We start from the raw sequence: 25369 nt of genomic DNA on the forward strand, positions 1-25369 counted from the left end.
CGGCAGCCCGAGCAACTACGGTAGGCCGGGAGGTCCTGACCAGCAGCGACCCCGACCCGGAGGTCCCGGATGTCCTTGGTGCGACGCCTCGCCCGACCCCTGCTCGCGTCGATGTTCGTCGTGGGGGGCACCGACCAGCTCAAGCACCCCTCGGCTAAGGCCGAGAAGGCCCGCCCGGTCGTCGAGAAGCTCGCCCCCCGCCTCGGGCTCCCCGACGACACCGAGCTGCTCGTGCGGGCCAACGGCATCGTCATGGTCGGCGCCGGCACGATGCTCGCCCTCGGCAAGCTGCCGCGCCTCTCGGCGGCCGTCCTCGCCGCGTCCCTGGTCCCGACCACCGTCGCCGGCCACCAGTACTGGCGCGAGGACGACCCGGCGACGCGCGCCCAGCAGCGCACCCACCTCCTGAAGAACCTCGGGATCCTCGGCGGCCTGCTCATCGCCGCGGTCGACACCGAGGGCCGGCCCGGGCTGGCCTACCGCGCGCACCTGGCGAACGAGAGCGTGCACCGTGCCGGTCGCACGACCCGGCGCGAGGTGCGGCACGCCGCACGGACCGCCGCCACCGAGGCCAAGCTGAAGGCGGCCCAGGCGCAGCATGCCTTCTCCTGACTGGCCCGCTCCGACCGCCGGGTCCCCGGTCGACGCCCGCGTCGTCCTGCCCGGCAGCAAGTCCCTCACCAACCGCTACCTCGTCCTCGCGGCCCTCGCCTCGGACGTCTCCCGCCTGCGGGCGCCGCTGCGCTCGCGCGACACCCTCCTCATGGCCGGGGCGCTGCGGACGCTCGGCGTGGGCGTCGACGACGTCGACGACGGTGACTGGCTCGTCACGCCCGCGGCCCTGACCGGCGGCGGCACCGTCGACTGCGGCCTCTCCGGCAACGTCATGCGGTTCGTGCCGCCGCTGGCCGGCCTCGCCGTCGGCTCCACCCGCTTCGACGGCGACGAGGGGGCCCGCCACCGCCCGATGGCCCCCGTCCTCGAGGGTCTGCGTGCGCTCGGTGTCGAGGTCGACGACGGTGGCCGCGGAGTGCTGCCCTTCACCGTCCACGGCACCGGCGCGATCCGCGGTGGCGAGGTGACCATCGACGCGTCGGCGTCGTCGCAGTTCCTCTCCGGGCTGCTGCTCTCGGCGCCGCGCTACGACCGGGGGGTCACCGTGCGCCACGCCGGTGGCACCCTGCCGAGCCTCCCCCACATCGAGATGACCGTCGAGACGCTGCGCGACGCGGGGGTCGTCGTCGACGACGGCGACGCGGACACCTGGCGGGTCGAGCCGAGCGAGGTCAACGCGCTCGACGTCCAGGTCGAGCCGGACCTCTCCAACGCCGCGCAGTTCCTCGCGGCCGCCCTCGTGACCGGCGGCACGGTGACCGTCCCCGGCTGGCCGCAGTACACGACCCAGGGCGGCGACTTCGTCCGCGAGGTCCTCGACATGATGGGCGCCGAGGTCGTCCTCGACCGCTCCGGCCTCACCGTCACGGGGACCGGGGGCATCCTCGGGGTCGATGTCGACCTGCACGGCTCGAGCGAGCTCACCCCCGTCGTGGCGGCGGTCGCGGCCCTCGCCGAGGGGCCCAGCGTCATCCGCGGGGTCGCGCACATCCGTGGGCACGAGACCGACCGCCTCGCCGCGCTGCGGACCGAGCTCACCGGCGTCGGCGCCGAGGTCACCGAGACCGAGGACGGGCTGCGCATCGTCCCGAAGCCGTTGCACGGCAACCGGTTCCGCACCTACGCCGACCACCGGATGGTCATGGCCGCCGCCGTGCTCGGCCTCGCCGTCCCGGGCATCGTCATCGAGGACGTCGGGACGGTCGGCAAGACGATGCCGGAGTTCACCACGCTCTGGGAGCGCATGCTCGACCAGCGGGTCCACGCGGACGCGTGATGGCGAGGTCGACCCGGGACTACGACGAGTCCGACGTCCGCATCCGTCCCAACCGTCGAGGGTCGCGCCCACGCACCAAGGACCGGCCCAAGCACGAGGACGCCGTCGTCGGCCGCGTCCTGGGGGTCGACCGCGGCCGCTACCGCGTCCGCGTCGACGACGGCTCGGCGCACCACGACCTCGTCGCGATGCGGGCCCGCGAGCTGGGCCGCAAGGGCATCGTCGTCGGGGACGAGGTGCACCTCGTCGGCGACACGAGCGGGGCCGAGGGCTCGCTGGCCCGCATCGTCCGGCTCGGGGAGCGCGTGACCCTGCTGCGCCGGACCGCCGACGACACCGACCCGGTCGAACGGGTGCTCGTCGCCAACGCCGACCAGCTCGTCGTCGTCTCGGCCCTGACCAACCCCGAGCCCCGCCCGCGCCTCATCGACCGGTGCCTCGTCGCCGCCTACGACGCCGGGATGGATCCCCTCCTCGTCCTCACCAAGGCCGACCTCACCGACCCCGCGCCCTTCCTCGAGCAGTACGCCCCGCTGTCGGTGCCGCACGTCGTCACCTCGCGCACACCGCAGGACGACATCGAGGGGCTGGACGCGGTGCTCGAGGCGCTGCGCGGGCGCACCAGCGTCCTCGTCGGTCACTCCGGGGTGGGCAAGTCGACGCTCGTCAACGCGCTCGTCCCGGACGCGCTGCGGGCCGTCGGCGTCGTCAACGACGTCACCGGGCGCGGCCGCCACACCTCGACCTCCGCGGTGGCCCTCCCCCTGCCCGACGACGACGGCTGGGTCGTCGACACCCCGGGCGTGCGCTCCTTCGGGCTGGCGCACGTCGACCCGACGCGCATCGTGCACCACTTCCCCGACCTCGAGCCCGGCACGGCGGAGTGCCCGCGGGGCTGCACCCACGACGAGGAGGAGTGCGCCCTCGACGCCTGGGTGGCGAGCGGGGCCGCCGGCCCGGCCGGCCCCTCGCGCCTGGACTCCCTGCGCCGGCTGCTGCGCACGCGAACGGCCGCCGGCGAGGACTGATCCCCACCGGCGGCCGTCACGGGTGACGCGCCGCGCGCGTCAGCGCTGCTGGTCGTCCGTGTCCTGGACGACGCGGCTGGTGTCGGCCGGAGCCTGCGGGTCGGTCACGCTCGACCGCTCGACCGTCGAGCGGTCGTCCGGCGCGAGCGAGTCGTCCTGTCCGAGACCGGAACCCACGTCGTCGAGGTCGTCGGTGCTGCTGCTGACGAACCGCTCGTCGGGCACGAGGTCGCTGACGTCGACCGTCTCGACGACGAGCCGCGGCTCGGCGAAGTGGCACGCCGAGAGGTGGCCGCCGGCGCCGTCCTGGCGCATCTCGAGCTGGGGCTCCTCCTGGCTGCAGACGTCCTGCGCCTTCCAGCACCGCGTGTGGAAGCGGCACCCCGACGGCGGGTTGGCCGGCGAGGGCACGTCGCCGACGAGGACGATCTGCTCGCGCTTGCCGCGCAGGGTCGGGTCGGGCACCGGCACGGCCGAGAGCAGGGCCTGCGTGTACGGGTGCGTCGGACGCGAGTACACCTCGTCCTCCTCGCCGAGCTCGGCCATCCGCCCGAGGTACATGACCCCGACGCGGTCCGAGATGTGCCGGACGACGGACAGGTCGTGCGCGATGAACACGTACGCCAGGCCGAGCTCGTCCTGCAGCTTCTCCATGAGGTTGACGACCTGCGCCTGCACCGACACGTCGAGCGCGGAGACCGGCTCGTCGCAGATGAGCACCTTGGGGTTGAGCGCGATGCCGCGCGCGATCCCGATGCGCTGGCGCTGACCGCCGGAGAACTGGTGCGGGTAGCGGTTGATGTGCTCCGGGTTGAGCCCGACGAGGTCGAGCAGCTCCTGGACCCGCTGCCGGCGACCCCCCTTGGGGACGACGTCGGGGTGGATCTCGAGGGGCTCGCCGATGATGTCGCCGACCGTCATCCGCGGGTTGAGCGACGTGTACGGGTCCTGGAAGACGATCTGGATGTTGCGGCGCAGCCGACGGGTCTCGCGGGCCGAGGCCCCGGACCAGTCCTGCCCCTCGAACTGCACGGTGCCGGCGGTCGGCTCCTCGAGGCGCATGAGCAGGCGGCCGAGCGTGGACTTGCCACAGCCGGACTCGCCGACGATGCCGAGCGTCTCGCCCTTGTGCAGGTCGAAGCTGACCCCGTCGACGGCCTTGACGTGGCCGACGGTGCGGCGCAGCACACCCTTCTTGATCGGGTAGTGCTTGACCAGGTTGTTGGCGCTGAGGACGACCTCAGGCATCGATGACCTCCTCGGCGAAGTGGCAGGCGGACAGCCGGCCGGGGGCGACCTCGCGCAGGGCGGGGCGGTCGGTGCGGCAGATGTCCTGCGCCATCCGGCAGCGCGGGTTGAAGGGGCACCCCGGCGGGATGTTCATGAGGTTCGGCGGCAGGCCGCCGATCGCCGCGAGGGTCTGGCCCTTCTGGTCCAGACGTGGGATCGACTCGAGCAGGCCGCGCGTGTACGGGTGACCCGGGGAGGCGTAGAGGTCGAGGACCTCGGCCTTCTCGACGAGCCGGCCCGAGTACATGACCGCGATCCGGTCCGCGACGTCGGCGACCACACCGAGGTCGTGGGTGATGAGGATGAGCCCCATCTGGCGCTCCTCCTGCAGCTCCTCGAGGAGCGCCATGATCTGCGCCTGGACGGTGACGTCGAGGGCGGTCGTCGGCTCGTCGGCGATGAGCACCGCCGGGTCGAGCGCGATGGCCATCGCGATCATGATGCGCTGGCGCATGCCGCCGGAGAACTGGTGCGGGTAGGCCTTCACCCGGTCGCGGGCGGCCGGGATCTGCACCCGCTCCATGAGGCGGACGGCCTGCTCGAGCGCGTCGCTCTTGTTCATCCCGCGGTGGACGCGGAACATCTCGGCGATCTGCCAGCCCACGGGGAAGACGGGGTTGAGCGACGAGAGCGCGTCCTGGAAGATCATCGAGATCTCCGGTCCGCGGGTCTTGCGCCGCTGCTCCTCCGGCATCGTCAGGAGGTCCTCGCCGCAGTAGCGGATGTGCCCCTGCGGGATGACCGCCGGCGGCATGTCGAGGATGCCCATGATCGCCTGCGCGGTGACGGACTTGCCGGAGCCGGACTCACCGAGGATGGCGAGCGACTCGCCCTGGCGCAGCTCGAACGAGACGCCGTTGATGGCCGTGGCCACGCCGTCGCGGGTGTGGAACTCGACGAACAGGTCGTCGACCTCCAGGAGGACGCCGTCCTTGGGGGTGTAGGTGTGCCCCGAGGTCGTGGTGTCGGTCGCGGTGCTCATCGTGTCGCTCACCGGTTCTTCGGGTCGAGGGCGTCACGGACCACGTCACCGAGCATGATGAACGCGAGAACCGTGAGGGACAGGAACAGGCTGGGGAAGAACAGCATGTGCGGGGTGGTGCGCATGCCGACGACCGCGGCGCTGATGTCGACGCCCCAGGAGACGGTCGGCGGCTGCAGGCCGATGCCCAGGTAGGACAACGTCGCCTCCGCCGAGATGTAGGCCCCGAGGTTGATCGTCGCGACGACGATCATCGGCGCGAGGGCGTTGGGGACGATGTGCGAGCGCACGACGCGCCACGGGCTCGCGCCCAGGGCCCGCGCGGCCTGCACGTAGTCGTTCGGCTTGACCTGGATGACGCTGGAGCGCATGAGGCGCGCCATGCTCGGCCAGCCGAGGACGACGAGCGCCAGCACGACCTTGAGGACGATGTAGAAGTAGTTGTCCGTGGCCGGCAGCGTGACGAGCACGATGACCGCACCGAGCAGCAGCGGGATGGCGAAGAAGACGTCACCGAGCCGCGAGAGGATCGTGTCGGTCCAGCCGCCCACGTAGCCGGCGAAGACACCGACGATGCCACCGACGAGCGTCGTGAAGACGGTCGTCAGGAGGCCGACGAGGATCGACGCGCGCGCCCCGTAGATGCAGCGGGCGTAGATGTCGTAGCCCTGGATGTCGCGGCCGAACCAGGCGTCGGCGTTGGGCCGCACGCGGGCGTCCCGCAGGATCGCCTCGGTCGGGTTGGTGCTCGTGAACAGGCTCGGGAAGATCGCCATCAGCGTGAAGATCACGATGAGCACGGACGAGACCCAGAACAGCGGGTTGCTGCGCATCGTGCGCCAGGCGTCCGAGGCGAGCGATCGGGCGGGAGCGGAGTCGCCGCCCTCGGGAGTGGACGTGGGGGCTTCGGAGACGGCGGCCTCAGTCATGGCTGATCCTCGGGTCGAGCAGTCCGTACAACAGGTCGACGAGCAGGTTGACGACGAGGTAGACGATCACGAGGAAGGTCACCGAGCCGACGACCGAGGCGCCGTCCCGCACCCGGATCGCGCGGAAGATGTAGCCGCCGACGCCGGGGATGTTGAAGATGCCCTCGGTGACGACGGCGCCGCCGAGGAGGGCCCCGAAGTCGAACCCGATGAAGGTGACGACGGGGATGAGCGAGTTGCGCAGCGCGTGCAGGCCGTAGGCCCGGCGCTTGGTCAGACCCTTGGAGATCGCGGTGCGGACGTAGTCCGAGCGCAGGTTCTCGACGAGGTTGGTCCGCATGAGGCGCGCGACGTAGGCGACCGACAGCGAGCCGAGGACCAGCGCGGGCAGCAGCAGCTCGTAGAACGTGGGGTTGCTCGAGGTCACCGTGACCGGGAACAGCCCGAACTTCACCCCGAGGTAGAGCTGAGCGACGTTGCCGATGACGAAGATCGGGATCGAGATGAGTACGAGGGTCGAGACGAGCACGAGGTTGTCGAGGAACCCGCCCTTGCGGATGCCTGTCAGCACGCCGGCCAGGATGCCGACCAGCGCCTCGAACGCGACCGCCATGAGCGCGAGCTTGCCCGTGACCGGCACGCGCAGCTTGAGCTGGTCGGCGACCGGGGTGTCGCTCGCGGTCGTGCCGAGGTCGCCCTTGGCGAGGTTGACGACGTACTTGCCGTACTGGATGGGCAGGGGGTCGTCGAGGTTGTACTTCTCGATGAAGGCCGCGCGGTAGGCCGCCGAGCAGGGGCGCTCACCGCACTTGCCCGCGACGGGGTCGCCGGGTAGGGCGAAGACCATCGCGAAGATGAGGAACGTAGCTCCCAGGATCACGGGGATCATCTGCAGGATCCGCCGGACGATGTAGGTGCCCACGTCACCTCCTTGGGGTTTCGGGACGCGTCGCCGGGGGTCGGGCGAGGGGCGTCGGGGTGGATTACCGGGTTGAACCTAGACCATGCGTGCGGGCATCGGTAGCAGGGGACCGGCCTTTCCCGCCTGCTCTGCCCGGACACGGCCGTCGGCCTGCCAGCTGCTGCTGACAGGCCGACGACTGTGGGGGTCGGGACCTCAGGAGGTCCCGTCCGTCACTTCAGGGCGACCGACGAGAAGTCGATCGTGCCGAAGGCGGTGATCTTCACGCCGGTGACCTTGTCGGACCAGCCCATCGTGGTCTTGCCGTACCACATCGGGATGGCCGGCATGTCCTGCGCGAGGAGCGCCTCGGCCTGCTGGTACAGGCTGTTGGCCTCGGCCTCGTCGGTCGACGCGGCCGCCTGGGTCAGCAGCTTGTCGAACTCCGGGTTGGAGTAGTCACCGTCGTTGGACGACGCGCCGGTCTTGAAGATCGGGGCGAGGAAGTTCTCGATCGACGGGTAGTCCATCTGCCAGCCGGTGCGGAACATGCCCTTCATCTTGCGCTCCGCGATCTGCGTGCGGAAGGTCGCGAAGTCGACGACACCGGTGGCGACGCAGTCGACACCCAGGGCCTGCTTGATGCTGTTGCAGGTGGCCTCGGTCCAGTCCTTGTGCGCGGCGTCCGCGTTGTAGGACAGGGTGATCTTGTCGCCCTTGAAGCCGCCGGCCTCCTGGAGGAGGGCCTTGGCCTTGGTCGGGTCGTAGGTGCAGTACTCACCGCACTGGTCGGCCTTGTAGCCGTCGACGACCGGGGAGACCCAGCCGGTGGCGGGGACGCGGGTGTTGTTGAAGATCTGCTTGATGATCGTGTCGCGGTCGATCGCCATGGAGATCGCCTGACGGATCTTCGGGTCCGCGTAGTTCGGGTCGACCTTGGTGGGCGCGAAGGTGACCGTCTGGATGACGCCGGTCTCCTTCTGCGCGTTGCGGTCGGGGAGGTCCTGCTTGTACTTGTCGTCGATCAGCGCGCTGGTCGGGATCTCGTCCGTGATGTCCAGGTTGCTGGCGATGACGTCGTTGTACGCGGCGTCGGACTCCGTGTAGATCTTGAAGGTGATCTTGTCGACCTTGCCGCCGAAGTCACCGGTGTAGTCGGCGAACTTGGACAGGACGATCGACTGCTCCTTGTTCCAGGCGTCCAGCTTGTACGGGCCCGAGCCGATCGGCTTGTCGCCGAAGGCCTTGGGGTCCGAGAAGAAGGCGTCCGGGAGCGGCGAGAACGCCGAGTAGCCCAGGCGGACCGGGAGGTTCGAGACCTTCTCGGTCGTCTTGATCGTGAAGGTGTAGTCGTCGACGACCTTGAGGCCGGTCAGCTTGTCGGCCTTGGCCTTGCCGTCACCGGCGCAGGGGTCGTCACCGGTGCCGGTGCACTGGAGGTCGCCGTAGCCCTCGATGGGCTCCATGAAGTAGCCCGAGGACTGGCCGTTGGGCGCGTAGGCGGCGTAGTTCCAGGCGTCGACGAAGTTCTTGGCCTTGATCTCGGTGCCGTCGTGGAACTTGCGACCCTGCTTGAGCTTGATCGTGAAGTTCTGGTTGTCCGTCGTGTCGATGGACTCCGCGAGGTCGTTCTCCGGCTTGGCCGTCTCCGCGTTGTAGTGCACGAGCTTCGAGAAGATGGCGTCGATGACGTTGCCACCGCAGGTCTCGGTCGTGTTGCTCGGGACGAGAGGGTTCTGCGGGTTGCAGCCGCGGACGGTGATCTCGCCGCCCGTCTTGCCGCCGGCCGCCGAGCTCTGGTCGCCGCCGCTGTCCCCGCTGCCACAACCGGCAGCGAGCAGAGCAACGGCGGACATGGCCGCAACGGCGACCGTGCGAGCAGTTCCTCGCATGGATGTCCTCCTGTGACGTGGTGCCACCCGAGGTCGGGTGGGCTTCTCCGTGAGGATGCCCCGGTCGGGTGCATCTCCCTGACAACGCCCTCCGGCGTGCCCGCACCACTAAAGACCAGAACCTCCACAGAGGGAAGTTCCGTGGCGCACCGAGACCCGATTGTGACCGAAGTGCGACCGCGCCGTGCCGCACGCCGGAAGATCTTCGGCCGCGGGAGGCCGCGGGGTAGGTTGAGCCGCGTGCCGGGCTACGACGACGACCTCCGCCTCGCCCACGTCCTCGCCGACGCCGTCGAGCGGCTGACGATGGAGCGCTTCCGCGCCGAGGACCTCCACGTCGAGACCAAGCCCGACCTCACGCTCGTCAGCGACGCGGACCGCGCGGCCGAGGAGCTGCTCCGGGCCCAGCTGAAACGCACCCGCCCGCGGGACGCCGTCATCGGCGAGGAGATGCCCGACACCGGCGCCAGCCCCCGGCAGTGGGTCGTCGACCCGATCGACGGCACGCACAACTTCGTCCGGGGCGTCCCGGTGTGGGCGACCCTCATCTCCCTCGTCGACCACGGCGTCCCGGTCGTCGGCCTCGTGGCGGCGCCGGCGCTCGGTCGTCGCTGGTGGGCCTCGCAGGGCACCGGCGCGTGGTCCGGCCGGAGCCTGACGAGCGCCCGGCGGCTGCGGGTCTCGGGCGTCTCGACGCTCGACGACGCCTCCCTGTCGATCTCGAGCACGACCTCCTGGGAGGCGGTCGGCCGCCTCGACCCGATGCTCGACCTCGCGCGCGCGTGCTGGCGCGAGCGGGCGTACGGCGACTTCTGGTCCTACATGCTCGTCGCCGAGGGGGCGGTCGACATCGCCGCCGAGCCCGAGCTCTCGACGTACGACATGGCCGCCCTCGTCCCGGTCGTCACGGAGGCCGGCGGTCGCTTCACCTCGCTCGACGGGGTCGACGGCCCGTTCGGGGGCAACGCCGTGGCCACGAACGGCCTGCTCCACGACGAGGTGCTGGCCCGCCTCTCCCGCTAGGGCTCGAAGAGCGAGCCCTGGTCGGCCTCGGTGGCGACGCCCTCGAGGTGCAGGAGGAAGGCCTTGCGCTGCAGCCCGCCGGCGTAGCCGGTCAGCGTGCCGTCGCTGCCCACGACGCGGTGGCACGGCAGGAGCACGGGCAGCGGGTTGGCGCCGTTGGCGGCCCCCACGGCACGGGACGCGCCCGGCGGCAGGCCGAGCCGGGCCGCGAGCGCCCCGTAGGTGGTCGTCGTGCCCCACGGCACGAGCGCCAGCTCGCCCCACACCCGCCGCCGGAAGTCCGTGCCGTCCGAGCGCAGCGGCAGGTCGAACCCGGTGCGCTCCCCGGCGAAGTACTCGGCCAGCTGCCGACGGGCGGCCGCGAGGACGGGGTGGACGCGGGGGGCTCCGTCGTCCACCGGCCCCTCGGCGTCGAACCGGACCGCGACGAGGGCGTCACCGTCCGCGACGAGCTCGAGCGCGCCGACCGGCGAGCCGACGACGAGCGAGGTGGTCCCGGCGTCAGCGGGCAACCGTCGTCACCGGTCCGGGCACCCGGCCCTCGAGCGCCGGCACGATGCTCGCGGCGTCGCCGACGAGGACGACGGTCCACTCCCCCGTCGCCACGCGGCGGTAGGCGGTGTCGAGGTCCTCGACGCCCAGCTCGCGCAGCGCCGCCAGGTTGCGCGTCGTGAAGTCGAGCGGCAGCCCCTCCAGCGCGAGGGCGGCGGTCTCGTCGGCGACCGCGTCGGCGGTGGCGTACCGGCCCGGGGCGGTCTTGCCGACGAAGTCCACACCGGAGCGCAGCTCGGCCGGGGTGAACCCCTCCCGGGCGTCGGTGAGGATGCCGAGGAGCAGCTCGAGCGCCTCCCCCGTCACCTCCGAGCGCACCGACCCGGACGTGACGAACGAGCCGCCCGCGACCCGGGGCCGGAAGGAGGCGCGGACCCCGTAGGTGTAGCCCTTCTCCTCGCGCAGCACGGCGTCGAGGCGCGCGTTCGGGGAGCCGCCGACGACAAACGCGAGCACCGGGTGGGGCGCCCAGCCGTGCGGCGTCGAGCGGTCCGGGCCCGGGCAGGACACGGCGATCTCGGTCTGGACCGACCCCGGCCGGTCGACGACCACGACCCGCGCCCGGTCGGCGGCCGGTCGCGGGGCGACCGGCCGGCTGCCCGGCTCGTGGCGCGGGGCGTCCCACGCACCGAGGGTCGCGGTGAGCACCTCGAGGGCGGCGGTGCCGGTGAGGTCGCCGGCGAGGACGACGGTGGCGTCCTGGGGGCCGACGCGCCGGGCGTGGTGCTCCACGACGGCCTCGCGGGTGATCCGGCCGATCGACTCCACGGTGCCGGCGGCCGGGCGGGAGGCCCGGTCCCGCGGGTCCCACAATGTCGCGGCCACCTCCCGTGCCGCACGGTGCGCGGCCGAGGCCCGTTCCTGCTCGATCTCGGCGAGGCGCCCACGCAGGATGCGCCGCACCTCCGCCTCGGGGAAGACCGGGTGCGCGAGCGCCTCGGTCAGCAGCCGGGCCGCCGTCGGCAGGTGCGCCTGCGGGACGTCGACGTCGACGAGGAGGCCGCCGTCCGAGACACCGGCGCCGAGCGCCATCCCGTGCCGCTCCATCAGCTCGGCGAACTCCTCGGGGCCGTGCTCGGCGGTCCCCTCGTCGAGCAGCCGCGCGGTCATCGACGAGATGCCCTCGAGCCCCTCGGGCTCGTCGGCGAGGGAGCCCGGGACGACGACGCGCAGGGAGAGGACGTACTGGCCGGGCAGGTCGTGCAGGAGCAGGCGGACCCCGTTGGGCAGGAGGTGCTCCTGCGCCGCGGGGAAGACCCAGGGCTCGGGGTCGAGGACGGCCGGGCGGGTGCTCACGCGACCGCCTCCGTCGCGTCGGCGTCGCCGGAGGCGTCGAGGTAGGCGACCACCGCCCGGCTCTCGGGGCGCAGCCAGCGACGGGTCACCTCGACGACGCGCTCGGCCGTCACGGCGCGGACCCGGTCGAGGTGGGTGTTGACGAGCTCGGGGTCGTCGTGGAGCAGCGCGTACCGGCTCAGGAGGTCCGCCCGCTCCTCCTGCGAGGCCAGGGCCGACAGCCACGCCCGCTCGGACTGGGCGATGGACGCCTCGAGCTCGGCCTCGGTCGGGCCGTCGGCCGCGAGGCGCTCCAGCTCCTCGACGAGCGCCGCCTCGAGGTCGGCGGGGTCGGCGTCGGGGGCCGCGTCGATGACGACGAAACCGAGCGAGACGCCGTCGACGAACCCCCACGCGGTGGCGTGGGCGCCGACCGCGCTCTGCTCGCGCCGCACCAGCCGGCGCACGAGCCGCGAGGTCGACAGGCCGCCGAGGCAGTCGAGCGCCACGGTGGCGGCGACGAGCTCGTCGGTGCCGTCGACCGGCAGCCGGAAGGCGACGTGCAGGCGGTCGTTGGGCACCTGCTCGCGCCGCTCGACGCGGACGGGGGCCGTGAGCGGCTCGAGCTGCGCGAGGGTGGGCCGGGGCTCCTCCGCCCGGGACTCGATGCCGCCGAAGTACCGCTCGACGAGGGCGAACCCCTCCCCCGGCTCGACGTCGCCGCACAGCGTGACCACCGTGTTGTCCGGCGCGTAGTAGCGGCGGAAGAACGCGTGCACGTCCTCGAGTCCGGCCGCGTCGAGGTCCTCCATCGACCCGATCGTCGGGTGGTGGTACGGGTGCCCCTCGGGGAAGACGGTCGCGTAGACGTCGATGAGCGCGGTGCCGTACGGCTGGTTGTCGTACCGCTGGCGCTTCTCCTCCTTGACGACGTCGCGCTGGTTGTCGAGGTTCTCCTGGGTCAGCGCGTCGAGGAGGTGGGCGTGCCGGTCCGCCTCGAGCCAGAGCGCGAGCTCGAGGGCGCCCTTGGGCACCGTCTCGAAGTAGTTGGTCCGGTCGAACCACGTCGTCGCGTTGAGCCGGCCCCCCTCGGCCATGAGCGCCTCGAAGTGCTCGCCGCTGCGGACGTTGCGCGACCCCTGGAACATCAGGTGCTCGAAGAGGTGCGCGAACCCGGTGCGGCCCGCCTGCTCGTGGCGGGAGCCCACACCCACCCAGAGGTTGACGGTGACGTTCGGGACGGTGTGGTCCGGGGAGACGACGACACGCAGCCCGTTCGGGAGCGTGCGCCGGTGCACCGGGTAGTCGAGCGGCATGGCCGTCACCCTAGGTCAGCGGCGCCCCCGCGTCCCAGCCCCGACGCAGGACGCGGGCTCAGCCTGCGTCGCGCAGCTCGTCCTTCGGGGTGGAGCGCAGCTCGTCGCCGACCTGGAGCATGGCCCGCCGGCCGAACACCTGCTGGTGCGTGGCCACCCGCTCCGCCCGGCCGCGGCCGAGGAAGCTGACCGCCCAGTGCAGCAGCGTCGTGATGCGGTTCTTGAAGCCGATGATGTACACGAGGTGCACCCCGAGCCACAGCAGCCACGCGAGGAAGCCGTGGAAGCGCAGGCGGCCGATCGAGGCGACGGCGCTGAAGCGCGACACCGTGGCCATCGAGCCCTTGTCGAAGTACTCGAACTCGCCCTGCGAGGGCTTGCCGTCGAGCCGGTGCGCGATCTCCTTGGCGGCGAAGCGCGCGCCCTGGATGGCGACCTGCGCGACCCCGGGGAGGTCCTTGAGCGCGATCATGTCGCCGACGACGAAGACCTCGGGGTGGCCGGGCAGCGTGAGGTCGTCCTGCACCTTGACCCGGCCGGCCCGGTCGAGCTCGACGCCGGACTGCTCGGCCAGCTGCTTGCCGAGTGGGCTGGCCTGCACCCCGGCCGCCCAGACCTTCGTGAGCGTCTCGATGCGCGTCACGTGGTCCTGGCGGTCCTTGTACGTGAGGCCGTCCTCGTCGACACCCGTCACCATCGCGCCGGTGCGCACGTCGACCCCGAGCTCCTGGAGCCGCTTGCGCGCCGCTCCCCCGAGGCGCTCGCCGAAGCTCGGCAGGATCGTGTCGGCCGCGTCGAGGAGGATGACGTGCGCCTGGGTCGGGTCGATGCGGCGGAAGTCGTGGCGCAGCGTCCGGCGCGCGAGCTCGGCGATCTGCCCCGCCATCTCGACCCCGGTCGGGCCGGCCCCGACGACGACGAAGGTGAGCGCGCGGCGCACGTCCTCCTCGCTCGTCGCGAGCTCGGCGAGCTCGAACGCGCCGAAGATGCGGCCGCGCAGCTCGAGCGCGTCGTCGACCGACTTCATGCCCGGCGCGTACTCGGCGAACTCGTCGTGGCCGAACCAGGACTGGCCGGCGCCGGCCGCGACGAGCAGCGAGTCGTACTCCGTGACGGTCGTCGTGCCGAGCAGCTCGGAGGTGACGGTGCGCGCCGTCAGGTCGACGTCGGTCACCTCGCCGAGGATGACCCGGGCGTTCTTCTGCTTGGCCAGGACCTCGCGGGTGCTCGGGGCGATCTCGCCCTCGGAGAGGATCCCCGTGGCCACCTGGTAGAGCAGCGGCTGGAAGAGGTGGTGCGCGGTGCGCGCGACGAGGGTGATCTCGACGTCGTCCCGGCGCTTGAGGGCCTGGGTGCCGAAGAGGCCACCGAAGCCGGACCCGATGACGACGATCCGGTGCTTGCGGTTCACGGGGGTGGTCACGTCGGTGTCAACGTGCTCGGCGCTGTCGGTATGCCGGGGCTGCGGCGTGCTGGGGGTCACGGCGGAGGTCTCCTGGGGCTGGGCGCGGGTGGGGCGTGCCCGCGCGGGCGGAGGGAGCGTCGGCGGTCCCTGGTGGGTGGGGTCGTCCCCCGATCATCCCGGCTCGGCCGTGGTCGTGGGGCGGTCCGTGCCGGCGGACCCGCGCTCACGCGCGGGTCGCGGGGGCAGGACCCGCGCTCGCCCGCCGGCATCCCGCCCATGACATCGGCCCCGACCGGCTGTCGCCGGTCGGGGCCTCGTTCGTACTGGTAGCGGGGGCAGGATTTGAACCTGCGACCTCCGGGTTATGAGCCCGGCGAGCTACCGAGCTGCTCCACCCCGCGTCGTGGTGAGTCGCACCCCGGGGGGCGCGCTCGGTATGTCTCGAGGTTAGACGATGGACTCCGCCGGGACCAAATCGGCCCCGGCGGAGCCCTGCGTCATCCGGCGCTGGCGGTCGTCGACGCCGACGGCGCCGGGGACGGCGAGGCCGACGGGGACGCCGAGGGCGTCGGGGTCGGCGCCGTCGTCCCGAGCTGGCGGGCGAGCTCGTCGGCCTTGGCGATCGCCGCGGACAGCTTCTCCTGCGCCTCGCCGTAGGCGGTGAAGTCGCTCTTGCTCAGCGCCTCCTGGCCGGCCTGGTAGGCCGCCTGGATCTCGGCGATGGCCGCGCTCAGCTGCTGCGGCAGACCCGTGCCGGGGTCGGTCGGCGTGCCGCCGCCGCCCCCGCCGTCGCTGCCGCCGCCGTCGTTGCCGCCCGTGTCGCCCTGGCCCTCGCCGAAGAGGCCGGTGATGGCCTGGTCGAGGGTGTCGCCCCAGGCGACGTTCGAGCCGTACACGGCGACGGTGATCTTGTTCTGCGGGAACGAGCCCGAGCCCTCCGAGGCCTGCACGTAGACCGGCTGCACGTAGAAGGTGCGGCCCTGCAGGGGGAAGGTCAGCAGGTTGCCGAAGGTCAGCTTCTTGCCGCCGCTGGAGTTGTTGGTGATGTACTGCGCGAGGCCCAGCTGCTCCGCGGGGTTCTGCGAGCGCACGTTGGAGTTCTGGATCTGGTTGCGCACCTGGCCCGGTCCGGACGGCGCCTGGTTCGAGGAGTACTCGACGAGCCGGAGCTTGCCGAAGTTCTCGGCCCGCTCCCCCGCGGTCGACCCGGCGTCGGCGTCGACGGCGAGCAGGCCACGGAGGATCTCGCGGCCGCCCTCGGCGTTGCTCGCCGGCACGAACGGCGAGGTGATCGAGAACGAGGCGCGGTCCTCGCCCGGCAGCGCGATCGACTGGAACACCACGGGGATGTCCTGGGTCGACAGCGAGGGGTCGCGCGGTACCCGCCAGCGGTCGTTGCCGGTGTAGAAGTCGTCCGGGTTGGTGATGTGGTACTCGTTGAGCAGGTCGCGCTGGATCTTGATGAGGTCCTGCGGGTAGCGGATGTGCGACATCAGCTCGCCGGAGATCTCCGAGATCGGGCGCACCGTGTTGCCGAAGGCCTGGCTCCACGCCTTGAGGATCGGGTCGCTCGTGTCCCAGCCGTAGAGCTTGACCGAGCCGTCGTACGCGTCGACGGTCGCCTTGACGGCGTTGCGCACGTAGTTGGCCTCGCCGGTGCGGACCTGCACGACGTTGCTGCGCTGGGCGACCGAGTCCGACGTCGCGTTCGCGAGGTCGACGAGGCGGCTGTTCGGGTAGGCCGACGAGGTCGTGAAGCCGTCGACGATCCACTGCACCCGCCCGTCGACGACCGCCGGGTAGACGTTGCCGTCGAGGGTCAGCCAGGGCGCGACGCGCTCGACGCGCTCCTGCGGGGTGCGGTGGTCGAGGATGCGCGAGCTGTCGTTGACCGCGTTGGAGAGGAAGAAGTTCGCCTCGCGGTACTTGATCGCGTACGCGAGCTTGCGGAAGGTCGAGCCGATCGAGACGCCGCCTCCACCGCTGTAGGTGTTGTTGACCGACGACCCCTCCGAGGAGCCCGGACGGTCGTACTCCTTGGCCTGCGCCCCGGCGGGGGCACCGACGACCGAGTACGACGGCGACAGCTCGCCGAAGTAGATCCGCGGCTCGTACTCACCGAGGTTGTTGCGGGTGCCGCCCTCGAAGAAGACCGGGTCGCCCTCGGCGGTGCGCTGGTTGCCGTACGCCGCGTAGAAGCCGTAGCCGTGGGTGAAGACCGTGTGGTCGTTGATCCAGTTGCGCTGGCTGTCCGGCAGGCCCGAGAGGTTCATCTCGCGCACGGCGACGACGGCGTCGTTGACCCGGCCGTCGATCGTGTAGCGGTCGACGTCGAGGGTGTCGGGGAAGGCGTAGAAGTCGCGCTCGCCCTCGAGCTGGCGGAAGGTCGGTGCGACGACGTTGGGGTCGATGACGCGCACGCCGGGGATGGCCTCGGCGTTGGAGCGCAGCGTGTTCTCGGACGGCGCCTGCGCCGGCACCGTGTTCTCGATCCGCTCGACGCGGTCCAGCCCGAAGGCCGCGCTCGTCGCCTTGATGTTGCGGTCGATGTAGGTCGCCTCGAGCGAACGCTCGGAGGGCCGCACCCGCAGCGACTGGATGAGCGCCGGGTAGATCGTGCCCGCGACGACGGCGGTGACGACGAGCAGCCCGACCCCGATGATCGGCAGCCGCCAGCTGCGGCTCCAGATCGCGGCGAGGAAGAAGATCGCGCACATGATCGCCGCGACCGCGAGGATGGCCTTGGTCGGCAGGACCGCGTTGGCGTCGGTGTACGTGATGCCCGTGAGCAGCGACCCCTTCTGCGTCGAGAGCGAGTAGCGGTCGAGCCAGTACGACCCGGCGCGGGTCAGCGCGATGAGCGCGCCGACGACGCCGAGGTGCACGTAGGCGGCCCGCGTCGACGGCCCGCGGCCCGGCAGCTGGAGGCCGCCGTAGACGTAGTGGGTGAACGCGCCGGCGAGGAAGGTCAGCACGAGCACGACGGTCAGGAAGCTCACGAGGAAGCGCAGCCACGGCAGCGTGAAGACGAAGAAGCCGACGTCGAGGCCGAACTGCGGGTCGGTGACACCGAAGGGCTGCCGGTTGGCCCAGAGCAGGTACGTGCGCCAGGCCCCCATCGACCCCGAGCCCGCGAGCAGGCCGAGGACGCCCGGGATCGCGAACAGCGCGATCCGGCGCAGCGGCTCGATGGCCTGGCGGTACTGCTCGAGCACCTGCTGGGCCGGCGTCACCGGGACATAGATCGGCCGGGTGCGGAAGGCGACGACGAGCGAGGCCGCGACCGCACCCGCCGTCAGCACGAACGCGAGGACGAAGATGACCGCCTTGGTGGCGAGCTCGGTCGTGAAGACGCTGCGGTAGCCGACCGACTCGTACCACCAGACGTCGGTCAGGAGGTCGGCGGCGATGCCGCCGACCACGGCCAGGCCGATGAGGACGAGCAGGGTGGGCAGCAGCGGGCCCCTCCGGCGCGGCCGCGCGGGGCGGCCTCCCTCGGCGGCGCGCCCGGACCCGTCATCGGGTCCGTCCGGGCGGTCGCGTCCGTCGAACCAGTCCGAGCGACTCACAGCTCTCCTCGTCCCGTGTGCCGGGGTCGTCGTGCGATGGGTGAGGTCAACCTATCTCGCACACCCGAACGCGCGGAGGGCGGGAAAGGTTGCGTCGGGCACCATGGAGCCCGTGAGCCCCGACCGACGCCCCGTCACCGACCCCCTGACCCTCGCCGCGCTCGACACCGAGCGGCACGTCGCCCGCTCCGGGTGGGACCAGCCGGTCCGGCTCTTCGCGCTGGTCCACACCGCCGAGCTCGTGGAGCGCGAGCCGCAGCTGGCGCAGGGTCTGGCCACCCACGACGCGGTGGCCGGCGCCCTCTCGGCCATCGAGCAGGACGAGCTCCCCGAGGCCACCGGGCTCGAGGAGCTGCTCGGCCGGATCGCCTGGCCGGCGGAGGTCGCCGGCTGCGCGGTCGCCGTGGAGCGGGTCGTCCTCCCCCCGGCCGCCGAGCGCGACCTGCCCGAGAACCCCGAGGAGGCGGTGCGCGCCGTCGCCGCGCACCCCGACCGCGCCGACGTGCGCCTGCTCGTGGCCGTCACGCGCGACGGCGCCGCGCGCTGCCTGCTGCGCCAGCGGGCGCACGACAGCGACGACGAGGTCGCCCTCGGCGAGGACCTCGCGCCGGGCATCGTCCACGCCCTGCGCGCGACCCTGGACTGAGCGCCCCGGGCGACCGGCCAGCTCAGCCGCAGCGCGGCAGGCCGGCGGTGTCGCCCTTCGCGATGCCCTCGACGGCGGTCCTCGCGTCGTCGAACGTCGTCACCTTGAGCAGGGTCATCCCGTCCGGCACGTGGTCGACGGCGTCCGCGCAGTCCTGCGCGGGCGAGAGGAACCAGCGGGCTCCGGCCTCGTGGGCGCCGACCATCTTCTGCCGGATGCCACTGATGGGGCCGACCGCTCCGCCGTCGGCGATCGTCCCGGTGCCGGCGATGCGCTGGCCACCGGTCAGCGACCCCGGCGTCAGGGCGTCGTAGATCGCGAGGGTGAACATCAGGCCCGCGGAGGGCCCGCCGACCTGGCCGGTGTTGAGGGTGACGGAGACGGGCAGGTCGTAGTCGGTGCGCAGGAGCACGCCGATGACCGGCTGGCCCCGCACGTCGCCGGTCGTCACCGTGAGGCGCTTCTCGAGGCCGTCCCGCTCGACGACGAGCGCGACCTCCTCCCCCGGCCGGTGCTCGCGCACCGCACCGCGCACCGCGTCCGGGTCGGACGCGGCCTCCCCGTCGACGCTCCGGAGCACGTCGCCCTTCTCGAGCACCCCGGCGGCCGGGCTGCCGTCCGGCACGTCGGCGATGGCGACGTTCGTCGTCACCGGCTTCCCGAGCGCCCGCAGGGCGGTCGCGGCCGCCACGACCTGCGACTCGTTCATCAGCTCGACGTTCTGCTCCTGCACCTGGTCGGCCGTCGTGTCGTCGGGGAAGTAGTCGCTCTCGGGGGCGGTCTCGCTGTCTCCGCGCCACCACGCCTCCGCGAGGTCGTAGATCGTCACCGTCCGCCCGGGACCACCCTCGAAGGCGACGGTCGTGAAGTCGAGCGCGCCCTGCGTCGGGTACGTCTGCGCCCCCTGCACCGACAGCACCGGCTTGCCGTCGACCTCGCCGAGGACGTTGGTGGCCGGGCCCGGGGACAGGATGACGTAGGGCAGGCCGACGAACGTCATCCCGGCGGCGAGCACGACGAGCACGAAGAGCGAGGTGAGGAGGGTGGCGGCGAGCCGGCCGCCACGCGCGGAGGGCGGGGGGACGCCCAGGCTCACGGCAGCCCCACCCACTCGGTCGAGCCGTCACCGAGGGACTGGTGCTTCCAGATGGGCGTGCGCGCCTTGAGGGTGTCGATGACCGCCCGGCAGGCGTCGAAGGCCTGGCCGCGGTGCGGCGCCGACGCCGCGACGACGACCGCGAGATCGCCGATGGCGAGGGTCCCGGTGCGGTGGACCGCGGCCACCCGGACGGCGTCCGAGGACGCGAGGACGTGCTCGCACACCTCCTGCATCGTCGCGAGGGCGCTCGGGTGCGCCGAGTACTCCAGCCCGGTCACGGCGTCGCCGTGGTCGTGGTCGCGCACGAGCCCGACGAAGAGCGCGACGCCGCCGCACGCGGGGTGGCGGACGGCGTCCAGCGCCTCGTCGACGGACAGCGGCTCGTCGCGGACCGCGACGAGCGCGACCGCGGAGTCATCGGTGGCCATGGGGCTCCTCGGGGGACGGCCGCCGGAACGATTCGCGCGCGGCCGTGGTTGGGTACGACAGACGCCCATCCTCTCATCCGACCTGCAGGAGACCGGCCGTGACCGACCACGCCGACGACGACGAGACCCCCGACCTCCCCCCGGAGCTGGAGCAGATGCTGCGCGGCCTCACCGGCGGCGCCGAGCTCGACCCGCAGATGGTCGCGATGATGCGGAACATGGGCCTGGACCGGATCGACCCGCAGATGCTCCAGATGGTCATGTCCCAGGTGCAGGCGATGTTCGCGGCCCCGCCCGGTGACAGCACGCTGGACCCGGCGCTGGCCACCGACACCGCGCGCAAGACCGTCGCGGCCGCCGGGGACGCCCTCGCGGCCGAGGCCGACCGCCGGGCCGCCGCCGAGGCCGTGCACGTCGCGAACCTCTGGCTCGACGCCGTCACCGACCTCACCGCCCCCGCGCTGCGCGGCACCGCGTGGAGCCGTGCGGAGTGGGTCGAGGCGACGATGCCCGTCTGGACCGACCTCGTCGAGCCGGTGGCCGAGGGCGTGACCGACGCCGTCACCGCGGCGATGACCCGCCAGCTCTCCGACCTGCCCGAGGACGCCCTGCCCGCGGGGATGGCCGGGATGCTCGACCAGGCCGGCCCGATGCTGCGCCGCATGCACGGCTCGATGTTCGCCCTCCAGCTCGGCCAGGGCGTCGGGACCCTCGCCGGGGAGGTCGTCACCGGCTGCGAGGTCTCGCTCCCGCTCGTGCCCGCCCCCGACGTCGTCATCATGCCGCAGGCCCTGCGCGAGCTCGCCGACGGCCTCGAGGTCGACGAGCCGCAGGCCCGCCTGTACCTCGCGGTCCGCGAGGTCGCCCGCGTGCGCCTGTTCGCCGACGTGCCGTGGCTCTCGGCCGGCCTGCGCGCGGCCGTGCGCGACTACGCCGGCGACATCACCATCGACACCGACGGCATCGAGGAGGCGGTCCGCTCGATCGACCCCTCCGACCCCCAGGCGGTCCAGGAGGCGCTGCAGGGGCGGCTGTTCAACCCGCAGCACTCCCCCGCGCAGCAGGCCGCCCTCGGCCGGCTCGAGACGCTGCTCGCCCTCGTCGAGGGCTGGGTCGACGTCGTGACCGAGCGCGCGGTCGCCGGTCACCTGCCGGCCGCCGACGCCCTCGGCGAGGCCGTGCGCCGGCGCCGCGCGAGCGGCGGCCCCGCCGAGAAGGCCTTCGGCTCGCTCGTCGGGCTCGAGCTGCGTCCGCGCCGGCTGCGCGACGCCGCCAACCTCTTCCGCGCGCTGGAGGACCGGGCCGGCGCCGAGGGCCGCGACGCCGCCTGGCGCCACCCGGACCTCGCGCCGTCCTCGGCCGACCTCGACGACCCGCTGGGCTACGCCGAGCGGTCGACCACGCCGGCCACCGACGACCTCGACGCCGAGCTCGACGCGCTGCTGCGCGGCGAGGGCGACCGGTGACCGACCCCGTCGACCCCGCCCGCGAGTACGCCCACCTGCACGCCGACGCCACTGCCGTGCTCGACCGCTGGTCGGCGCCGGACGCGGAGCAGGAGGAGCTGCGCCGCGGTTACCTGACCCACCTCGCGGCGCACCCGGACGGCGTGGCCAAGGCCGGGCCGCCCGCGCACCTCACCGGGTCCTGCCTCGTCGTCGACGCCACCGGCGAGCACGTCCTGCTCACCCACCACCGGCGGGCCGGGCAGTGGTTCCAGCTGGGCGGCCACCTCGAGCCGGGCGACGCGACGCTTTATGACGCCGCGCGCCGCGAGGCCCGCGAGGAGTCCGGCATCCCCGACCTCGAGCCGCTGCCCGCGCCGGTGCAGCTGGACCGGCACACCCTCGAGGGCGACTTCGGGCGCTGCCGCGAGCACCTCGACGTCCGCTACGTCGCCCGGGCCGCCGCGGACGCCGTGCCGCGGGTCAGCGCGGAGTCGCACGACGTGCGCTGGTGGCCGGTCGACGCGCTGCCCGAGGGCACCCGCGCCGAGCTCTCACCCCTCGTCGAGGCCGGCCGCCGGGCCCTCGGGCTCCTCTGAGGACGGCATCCCCGAGGCGTGCGCGAGCCCGTCGAGGAACCCGCGGGCGCGCTCCAGGCGCGGGTAGGAGCCCAGCAGCCGCCAGAAGGCCGGGCCGTGGCCGGCGACGAGCAGGTGCGCGAGCTCGTGGAGCAGCACGTAGTCGAGGACGTGTGTCGGGACGTCGCGCAGCCGGTCGGAGACCCGGATCGTCCCGTCCGTCGGGGTGCACGAGGCCCAGCGCTTCTCCATCGTCGACACCCACCGGACGCTGCTCGGCCGCGCGTGCCCGCCGAGGTAGCGCTCGGACAGGCGGGCGGCCCGGGCCGCGAGCGCGTCGTCGCCGAGGGCGCTGCGGGTGTCGCCGCGCTCGAGCCGCGTGAGCATCCGCTCCACCCAGCGGGCCTCCTCGGCGGCCGAGAACGAGGCGGGGATGAGCACGACCGTGCGTCCGCCGTCCCGGTAGGCGCTCACGGTGCGGCGGCGTCTCCGGCTGCGGCGGACCTCGACGTCCCGCGTGGCCACCCCCCGACTCTACGCACTGCGGTGACCGTGGGGCCGGTGGGACGCGCGTGACCAGCGAGGACGCCACGGCCCGCCCCGGCCGCGCGTCACATGGGCAGCGACCCCCCGCGTGGCTACTGTGGGACGGTCCAGGCCGCCCCCGGGGGGCGGTACACCACTCCGGACGGGTTCCCGGCCGGTGACAAGGAGTACGTCGATGGCTGACGAGACCTACAAGGGCGAGTTCTACTGCGTGAAGTGCAAGGAGAAGCGCGAGGCGGAGGGGAAGGTCGTCGTCTCCGAGAACGGCCGGCGGATGGCCAAGGGGCAGTGCCCGGTGTGCGGGACGAACCTCAACCGCATCCTCGGGAAGGCCTGAGCGGCCGACCCTCGACGACGGCCCCGGACCACGACGGTCCGGGGCCGTCGCCGTGCCCGGGGCCTGTGGACGACGCCCGCGGTGGAGGCGCGCGGCCGGGCAGGATGCCGCCAGGGGTCCGGGCAGGAGGCAGCGATGGAGCGGGTGCGGGTCGTCGTCGACGGGTGGGGCGTGCTCGCGTCCGAGACCGCGGGCCGGCTGCGCCGCTGCGGGGTGCCGGTGCGCGCCGGGGCGCACGAGGCCGACGCCACCGAGCTCGCGCTCGTCGCCGGCCTGCCCGGGCCCGACCTCGTCGTGCTCGTCGCCGAGCACGGGCCGCCCGAGTGGTGGAGCGCGCCGTGGCTCGGGGCGCCGTGGCAGGCGCACGACGTCGCCCTGCTGCCCGTCGTCCGGCACACCGCGGGGGTCGACGTCGGTCCGCTCGTGCTCCCCGGCCGCACGCCGTGCCTCGTCTGCGTCACCCCGCCCCCACGGCCGACCGGTGCGGCGGCGCCGCTCGGGGCCGGGGCCGTCGTGCTCGCCGCCGCGGTGGCCACGGTCACCGCCCTCGCGACCCTCGCCGGGGACGCCGCGCTCGGCGGCGTCTCGACCGAGATCGGCCCGCAAGGCACGACCGTCGTGCACCGGGTCTGGACCTCCCGGCCCGGGTGCGGCTGTGCGTCGGTGAGAATGGCGGGGTGAGCGAACGCGACCGGGAGATCCCCGGCTCCTCCATCGCCCGGGCCGCTCGGCTCGCGGGCCTGCCCCTCGGCCACGCCGGGCGGGCCGCCCTCGGCATGGGCAAGCGGGTCGGCGGCAAGCCGGCCGAGGCCGTCGCCGCCGAGCTCCAGGCCCGCACCGCCGAGCAGATGTTCGCGGTGCTCGGCCAGCTCAAGGGCGGCGCGATGAAGTTCGGCCAGGCGCTGTCGGTCATGGAGGCCGCGATGCCCGAGGAGGTGCTCGGCCCCTACCGCGCCACGCTGACCAAGCTCCAGGAGTCGGGGCCGCCGATGGGCGCCGAGCGCGTGCACGGCATCCTCGCCCAGGAGCTCGGGCCGCGCTGGGCCACGACCAAGCTCGTCGAGTTCGACGACGTCCCGGCCGCCGCCGCCTCCATCGGCCAGGTCCACCGTGGCGTGTGGCGCGACGGCCGCGAGGTCGCCGTCAAGATCCAGTACCCCGGGGCGGGCAAGGCGCTGCTCTCCGACCTCAACCAGCTCTCGCGGATGGCCCGGATGGCCGGCTCGTGGGTCCCCGGCATCGACGTCAAGCCGATCATGGAGGAGCTGCGGGCGCGGATGAGCGAGGAGCTCGACTACTCGCTCGAGGCCCGCCACCAGCGGCACTTCGCCCGCGCCTTCCGGGACGACGAGGACGTGCTCGTCCCCGACGTCCTCGTGGAGTCGCCGCAGGTCCTCGTCACCGAGTGGGTCGAGGGCACGCCGCTCGCCCGCGTCATCGCCGACGGGACGCCGGAGGAGCGCGACGAGGCCGCCTCGCTCTACCTCGAGTTCCAGCTGCGCGCCCCCACCCGGGCCCGCCTCCTGCACGCCGACCCGCACCCGGGCAACTTCCGGATCACGCCCGACGGGCGCCTCGGTGTCCTCGACTTCGGCGCGGTCAACCGCCTCCCCCAGGGCATGCCGCCCGAGATGGGCGAGATCCTCACGGCGAGCCTCGCCGGCGACGGCGAGGGGCTCGTCGCGGTCCTGCGCCGCGCCGGCTTCATCCGCCCCGGCATCCAGATCGACCCCGACGGCCTCGTCGAGTACCTCCAGCCGCTCGTCGAGCCGATCCTCCACGAGCAGTTCACGCCCACCCGCGAGTGGCTGCGGGGCGCGGCTGCCCAGATCCAGGACCCGCGCCGGCCGCAGTTCCTCATCGGCCTCAAGCTCAACCTGCCGCCCGACTACCTCCTCATCCACCGGGTGTGGCTCGGGGGCATCGGGGTGCTCAGCCAGATCGGCGGCACGGTGCCCCTGCGCGAGATGGTGTGCGCCTACCTGCCCGGCGTCGACGAGTCCCGCTTCCCCCCGGACCCCGACGCCGCCTGACCCCTCACCACCAGGCGGAGTCGAGCTTGCCCTCGATGCTGCGCAGGTGCCGGCGGCTGCACGCCGCCCAGGTCCAGACCTCGCGACCGCTCTCGGTGCCGCGGCTCCACGTGAGCCGGGCGAGGGCGGCGGCCTCGGAGTCCGCCGGCGTGCTGCCGCACGTCGCGCAGACCGGTCGCTCCTCCCCCGCCGCGTCGCTCACGC

General features: G+C 73.0%; 24 protein-coding genes and 1 tRNA gene. 10 read left to right on the top strand and 15 right to left on the bottom strand.

Annotation, left to right across the window (positions count from 1 at the left end; all coding sequences use genetic code 11):
• Positions 1 to 69 precede the first annotated feature (69 nt).
• The 3 genes from LG324_RS16305 to rsgA are packed head-to-tail and all read left to right on the top strand — an operon-like array spanning position 70 to position 2919.
• Positions 70 to 612, top strand: a complete 543-nt coding sequence (locus tag LG324_RS16305; protein ID WP_030527748.1) for a DoxX family protein — start codon at positions 70 to 72, stop codon at positions 610 to 612.
• Positions 599 to 1891 (top strand): 3-phosphoshikimate 1-carboxyvinyltransferase, encoded by a 1293-nt coding sequence (aroA, locus tag LG324_RS16310; RefSeq protein ID WP_404349613.1) that lies wholly within the window; start codon positions 599 to 601, stop codon positions 1889 to 1891. Before LG324_RS16305 ends, aroA begins: the two co-directional genes overlap by 14 nt.
• Positions 1891 to 2919, top strand: a complete 1029-nt coding sequence (rsgA, locus tag LG324_RS16315; RefSeq protein ID WP_404349615.1) for a ribosome small subunit-dependent GTPase A — start codon at positions 1891 to 1893, stop codon at positions 2917 to 2919. The genes aroA and rsgA overlap by 1 nt, the downstream gene beginning before the upstream one ends.
• Before the next feature lie 39 nt (positions 2920 to 2958).
• Here rsgA and LG324_RS16320 read toward each other — a convergent pair whose 3' ends face one another.
• From LG324_RS16320 to LG324_RS16340, 5 genes are all read right to left on the bottom strand, one after another.
• Positions 2959 to 4167, bottom strand: coding sequence for an ABC transporter ATP-binding protein (locus tag LG324_RS16320; protein WP_404349617.1), 1209 nt, complete (start codon positions 4165 to 4167; stop codon positions 2959 to 2961).
• Entirely contained in the window at positions 4160 to 5191 is a 1032-nt protein-coding gene (locus LG324_RS16325; RefSeq protein ID WP_051750438.1) for an ABC transporter ATP-binding protein, read from the bottom strand. Before LG324_RS16325 ends, LG324_RS16320 begins: the two co-directional genes overlap by 8 nt.
• An 8-nt stretch (positions 5192 to 5199) precedes the next feature.
• Entirely contained in the window at positions 5200 to 6120 is a 921-nt protein-coding gene (locus LG324_RS16330) for an ABC transporter permease (RefSeq protein WP_030527743.1), read from the bottom strand.
• Positions 6113 to 7042 carry an ABC transporter permease gene (locus LG324_RS16335; RefSeq protein WP_157577460.1) on the bottom strand — a complete coding sequence of 310 codons (930 nt, stop codon included), beginning with the start codon at positions 7040 to 7042 and terminating at the stop codon, positions 6113 to 6115. The genes LG324_RS16330 and LG324_RS16335 overlap by 8 nt, the downstream gene beginning before the upstream one ends.
• A 212-nt stretch (positions 7043 to 7254) precedes the next feature.
• Positions 7255 to 8877: an ABC transporter substrate-binding protein gene (locus LG324_RS16340; RefSeq protein WP_245616115.1), complete on the bottom strand. Its 1623-nt coding sequence runs from the start codon at positions 8875 to 8877 to the stop codon at positions 7255 to 7257.
• Between the two features lie 276 nt (positions 8878 to 9153).
• On the opposite strand from LG324_RS16340, the gene hisN reads away from it, so the two are divergent.
• The gene (gene hisN, locus LG324_RS16345; protein ID WP_404349621.1) at positions 9154 to 9936 is read left to right on the top strand and encodes a histidinol-phosphatase; all 783 of its coding nucleotides are present in this window, start codon (positions 9154 to 9156) and stop codon (positions 9934 to 9936) included.
• Here the strand turns inward: hisN and LG324_RS16350 are convergent.
• From LG324_RS16350 to LG324_RS16375, 6 genes are all read right to left on the bottom strand, one after another.
• Positions 9933 to 10448: a methylated-DNA--[protein]-cysteine S-methyltransferase gene (locus LG324_RS16350; RefSeq protein ID WP_404349624.1), complete on the bottom strand. Its 516-nt coding sequence runs from the start codon at positions 10446 to 10448 to the stop codon at positions 9933 to 9935. The two genes, hisN and LG324_RS16350, sit on opposite strands and share 4 nt — an antisense overlap.
• Positions 10438 to 11784, bottom strand: a complete 1347-nt coding sequence (locus LG324_RS16355; RefSeq protein WP_036829597.1) for a pitrilysin family protein — start codon at positions 11782 to 11784, stop codon at positions 10438 to 10440. The genes LG324_RS16350 and LG324_RS16355 overlap by 11 nt, the downstream gene beginning before the upstream one ends.
• Positions 11781 to 13079, bottom strand: a complete 1299-nt coding sequence (locus tag LG324_RS16360) for a M16 family metallopeptidase (RefSeq protein WP_404349628.1) — start codon at positions 13077 to 13079, stop codon at positions 11781 to 11783. Before LG324_RS16360 ends, LG324_RS16355 begins: the two co-directional genes overlap by 4 nt.
• Positions 13080 to 13137: 58 nt before the next feature.
• Positions 13138 to 14502, bottom strand: a complete 1365-nt coding sequence (locus tag LG324_RS16365) for an NAD(P)/FAD-dependent oxidoreductase (protein ID WP_036829700.1) — start codon at positions 14500 to 14502, stop codon at positions 13138 to 13140.
• A 306-nt stretch (positions 14503 to 14808) separates the two neighbouring features.
• Positions 14809 to 14885, bottom strand: a tRNA-Met gene (locus LG324_RS16370).
• A gap of 96 nt (positions 14886 to 14981) precedes the next feature.
• Positions 14982 to 18053, bottom strand: coding sequence for a UPF0182 family protein (locus LG324_RS16375; RefSeq protein WP_404349630.1), 3072 nt, complete (start codon positions 18051 to 18053; stop codon positions 14982 to 14984).
• A 103-nt stretch (positions 18054 to 18156) separates the two neighbouring features.
• Here LG324_RS16375 and LG324_RS16380 point away from each other — a divergent pair, with 103 nt between their 5' ends.
• Entirely contained in the window at positions 18157 to 18699 is a 543-nt protein-coding gene (locus LG324_RS16380; protein ID WP_404349633.1) for a PPA1309 family protein, read from the top strand.
• 22 nt (positions 18700 to 18721) lie between these two features.
• Here LG324_RS16380 and LG324_RS16385 read toward each other — a convergent pair whose 3' ends face one another.
• Positions 18722 to 19795: a PDZ domain-containing protein gene (locus LG324_RS16385; RefSeq protein WP_404349635.1), complete on the bottom strand. Its 1074-nt coding sequence runs from the start codon at positions 19793 to 19795 to the stop codon at positions 18722 to 18724.
• Complete coding sequence (locus LG324_RS16390) at positions 19792 to 20226, bottom strand: molybdenum cofactor biosynthesis protein MoaE (RefSeq protein ID WP_030529688.1); 435 nt, start codon at positions 20224 to 20226, stop codon at positions 19792 to 19794. The genes LG324_RS16385 and LG324_RS16390 overlap by 4 nt, the downstream gene beginning before the upstream one ends.
• Positions 20227 to 20324: 98 nt before the next feature.
• Here LG324_RS16390 and LG324_RS16395 point away from each other — a divergent pair, with 98 nt between their 5' ends.
• Both LG324_RS16395 and LG324_RS16400 read left to right on the top strand, forming a co-directional pair.
• The gene (locus tag LG324_RS16395; protein WP_404349638.1) at positions 20325 to 21692 is read left to right on the top strand and encodes a zinc-dependent metalloprotease; all 1368 of its coding nucleotides are present in this window, start codon (positions 20325 to 20327) and stop codon (positions 21690 to 21692) included.
• On the top strand, positions 21689 to 22270 hold the full coding sequence (locus LG324_RS16400; RefSeq protein ID WP_030529686.1) for an NUDIX hydrolase: 582 nt from the start codon (positions 21689 to 21691) through the stop codon (positions 22268 to 22270). Before LG324_RS16395 ends, LG324_RS16400 begins: the two co-directional genes overlap by 4 nt.
• Here the strand turns inward: LG324_RS16400 and LG324_RS16405 are convergent.
• The gene (locus LG324_RS16405) at positions 22226 to 22774 is read right to left on the bottom strand and encodes a M48 family metallopeptidase (RefSeq protein WP_404349641.1); all 549 of its coding nucleotides are present in this window, start codon (positions 22772 to 22774) and stop codon (positions 22226 to 22228) included. The genes LG324_RS16400 and LG324_RS16405 overlap by 45 nt on opposite strands.
• Before the next feature lie 196 nt (positions 22775 to 22970).
• Here LG324_RS16405 and LG324_RS16410 point away from each other — a divergent pair, with 196 nt between their 5' ends.
• The 3 genes from LG324_RS16410 (at position 22971) to LG324_RS16420 (ending at position 25165) form a co-directional block, all read left to right on the top strand.
• A complete protein-coding gene (locus tag LG324_RS16410) occupies positions 22971 to 23132 on the top strand; it encodes a DUF5679 domain-containing protein (RefSeq protein WP_013493366.1) in 162 nt (53 codons plus the stop codon).
• A 135-nt stretch (positions 23133 to 23267) separates the two neighbouring features.
• Positions 23268 to 23813 (top strand): hypothetical protein, encoded by a 546-nt coding sequence (locus tag LG324_RS16415; RefSeq protein ID WP_404349644.1) that lies wholly within the window; start codon positions 23268 to 23270, stop codon positions 23811 to 23813.
• Positions 23810 to 25165, top strand: a complete 1356-nt coding sequence (locus LG324_RS16420; RefSeq protein WP_030529683.1) for an AarF/ABC1/UbiB kinase family protein — start codon at positions 23810 to 23812, stop codon at positions 25163 to 25165. The genes LG324_RS16415 and LG324_RS16420 overlap by 4 nt, the downstream gene beginning before the upstream one ends.
• Positions 25166 to 25169: 4 nt before the next feature.
• On the opposite strand, the gene LG324_RS16425 is transcribed toward LG324_RS16420, so the two are convergent.
• The gene (locus LG324_RS16425; protein ID WP_404349647.1) at positions 25170 to 25367 is read right to left on the bottom strand and encodes a hypothetical protein; all 198 of its coding nucleotides are present in this window, start codon (positions 25365 to 25367) and stop codon (positions 25170 to 25172) included.
• Positions 25368 to 25369: the final 2 nt, after the last annotated feature.

The organism is Phycicoccus jejuensis (genome assembly GCF_044797865.1).
In the GTDB taxonomy this organism is placed as follows: Bacteria; Actinomycetota; Actinomycetes; order Actinomycetales; family Dermatophilaceae; genus Phycicoccus; species Phycicoccus jejuensis.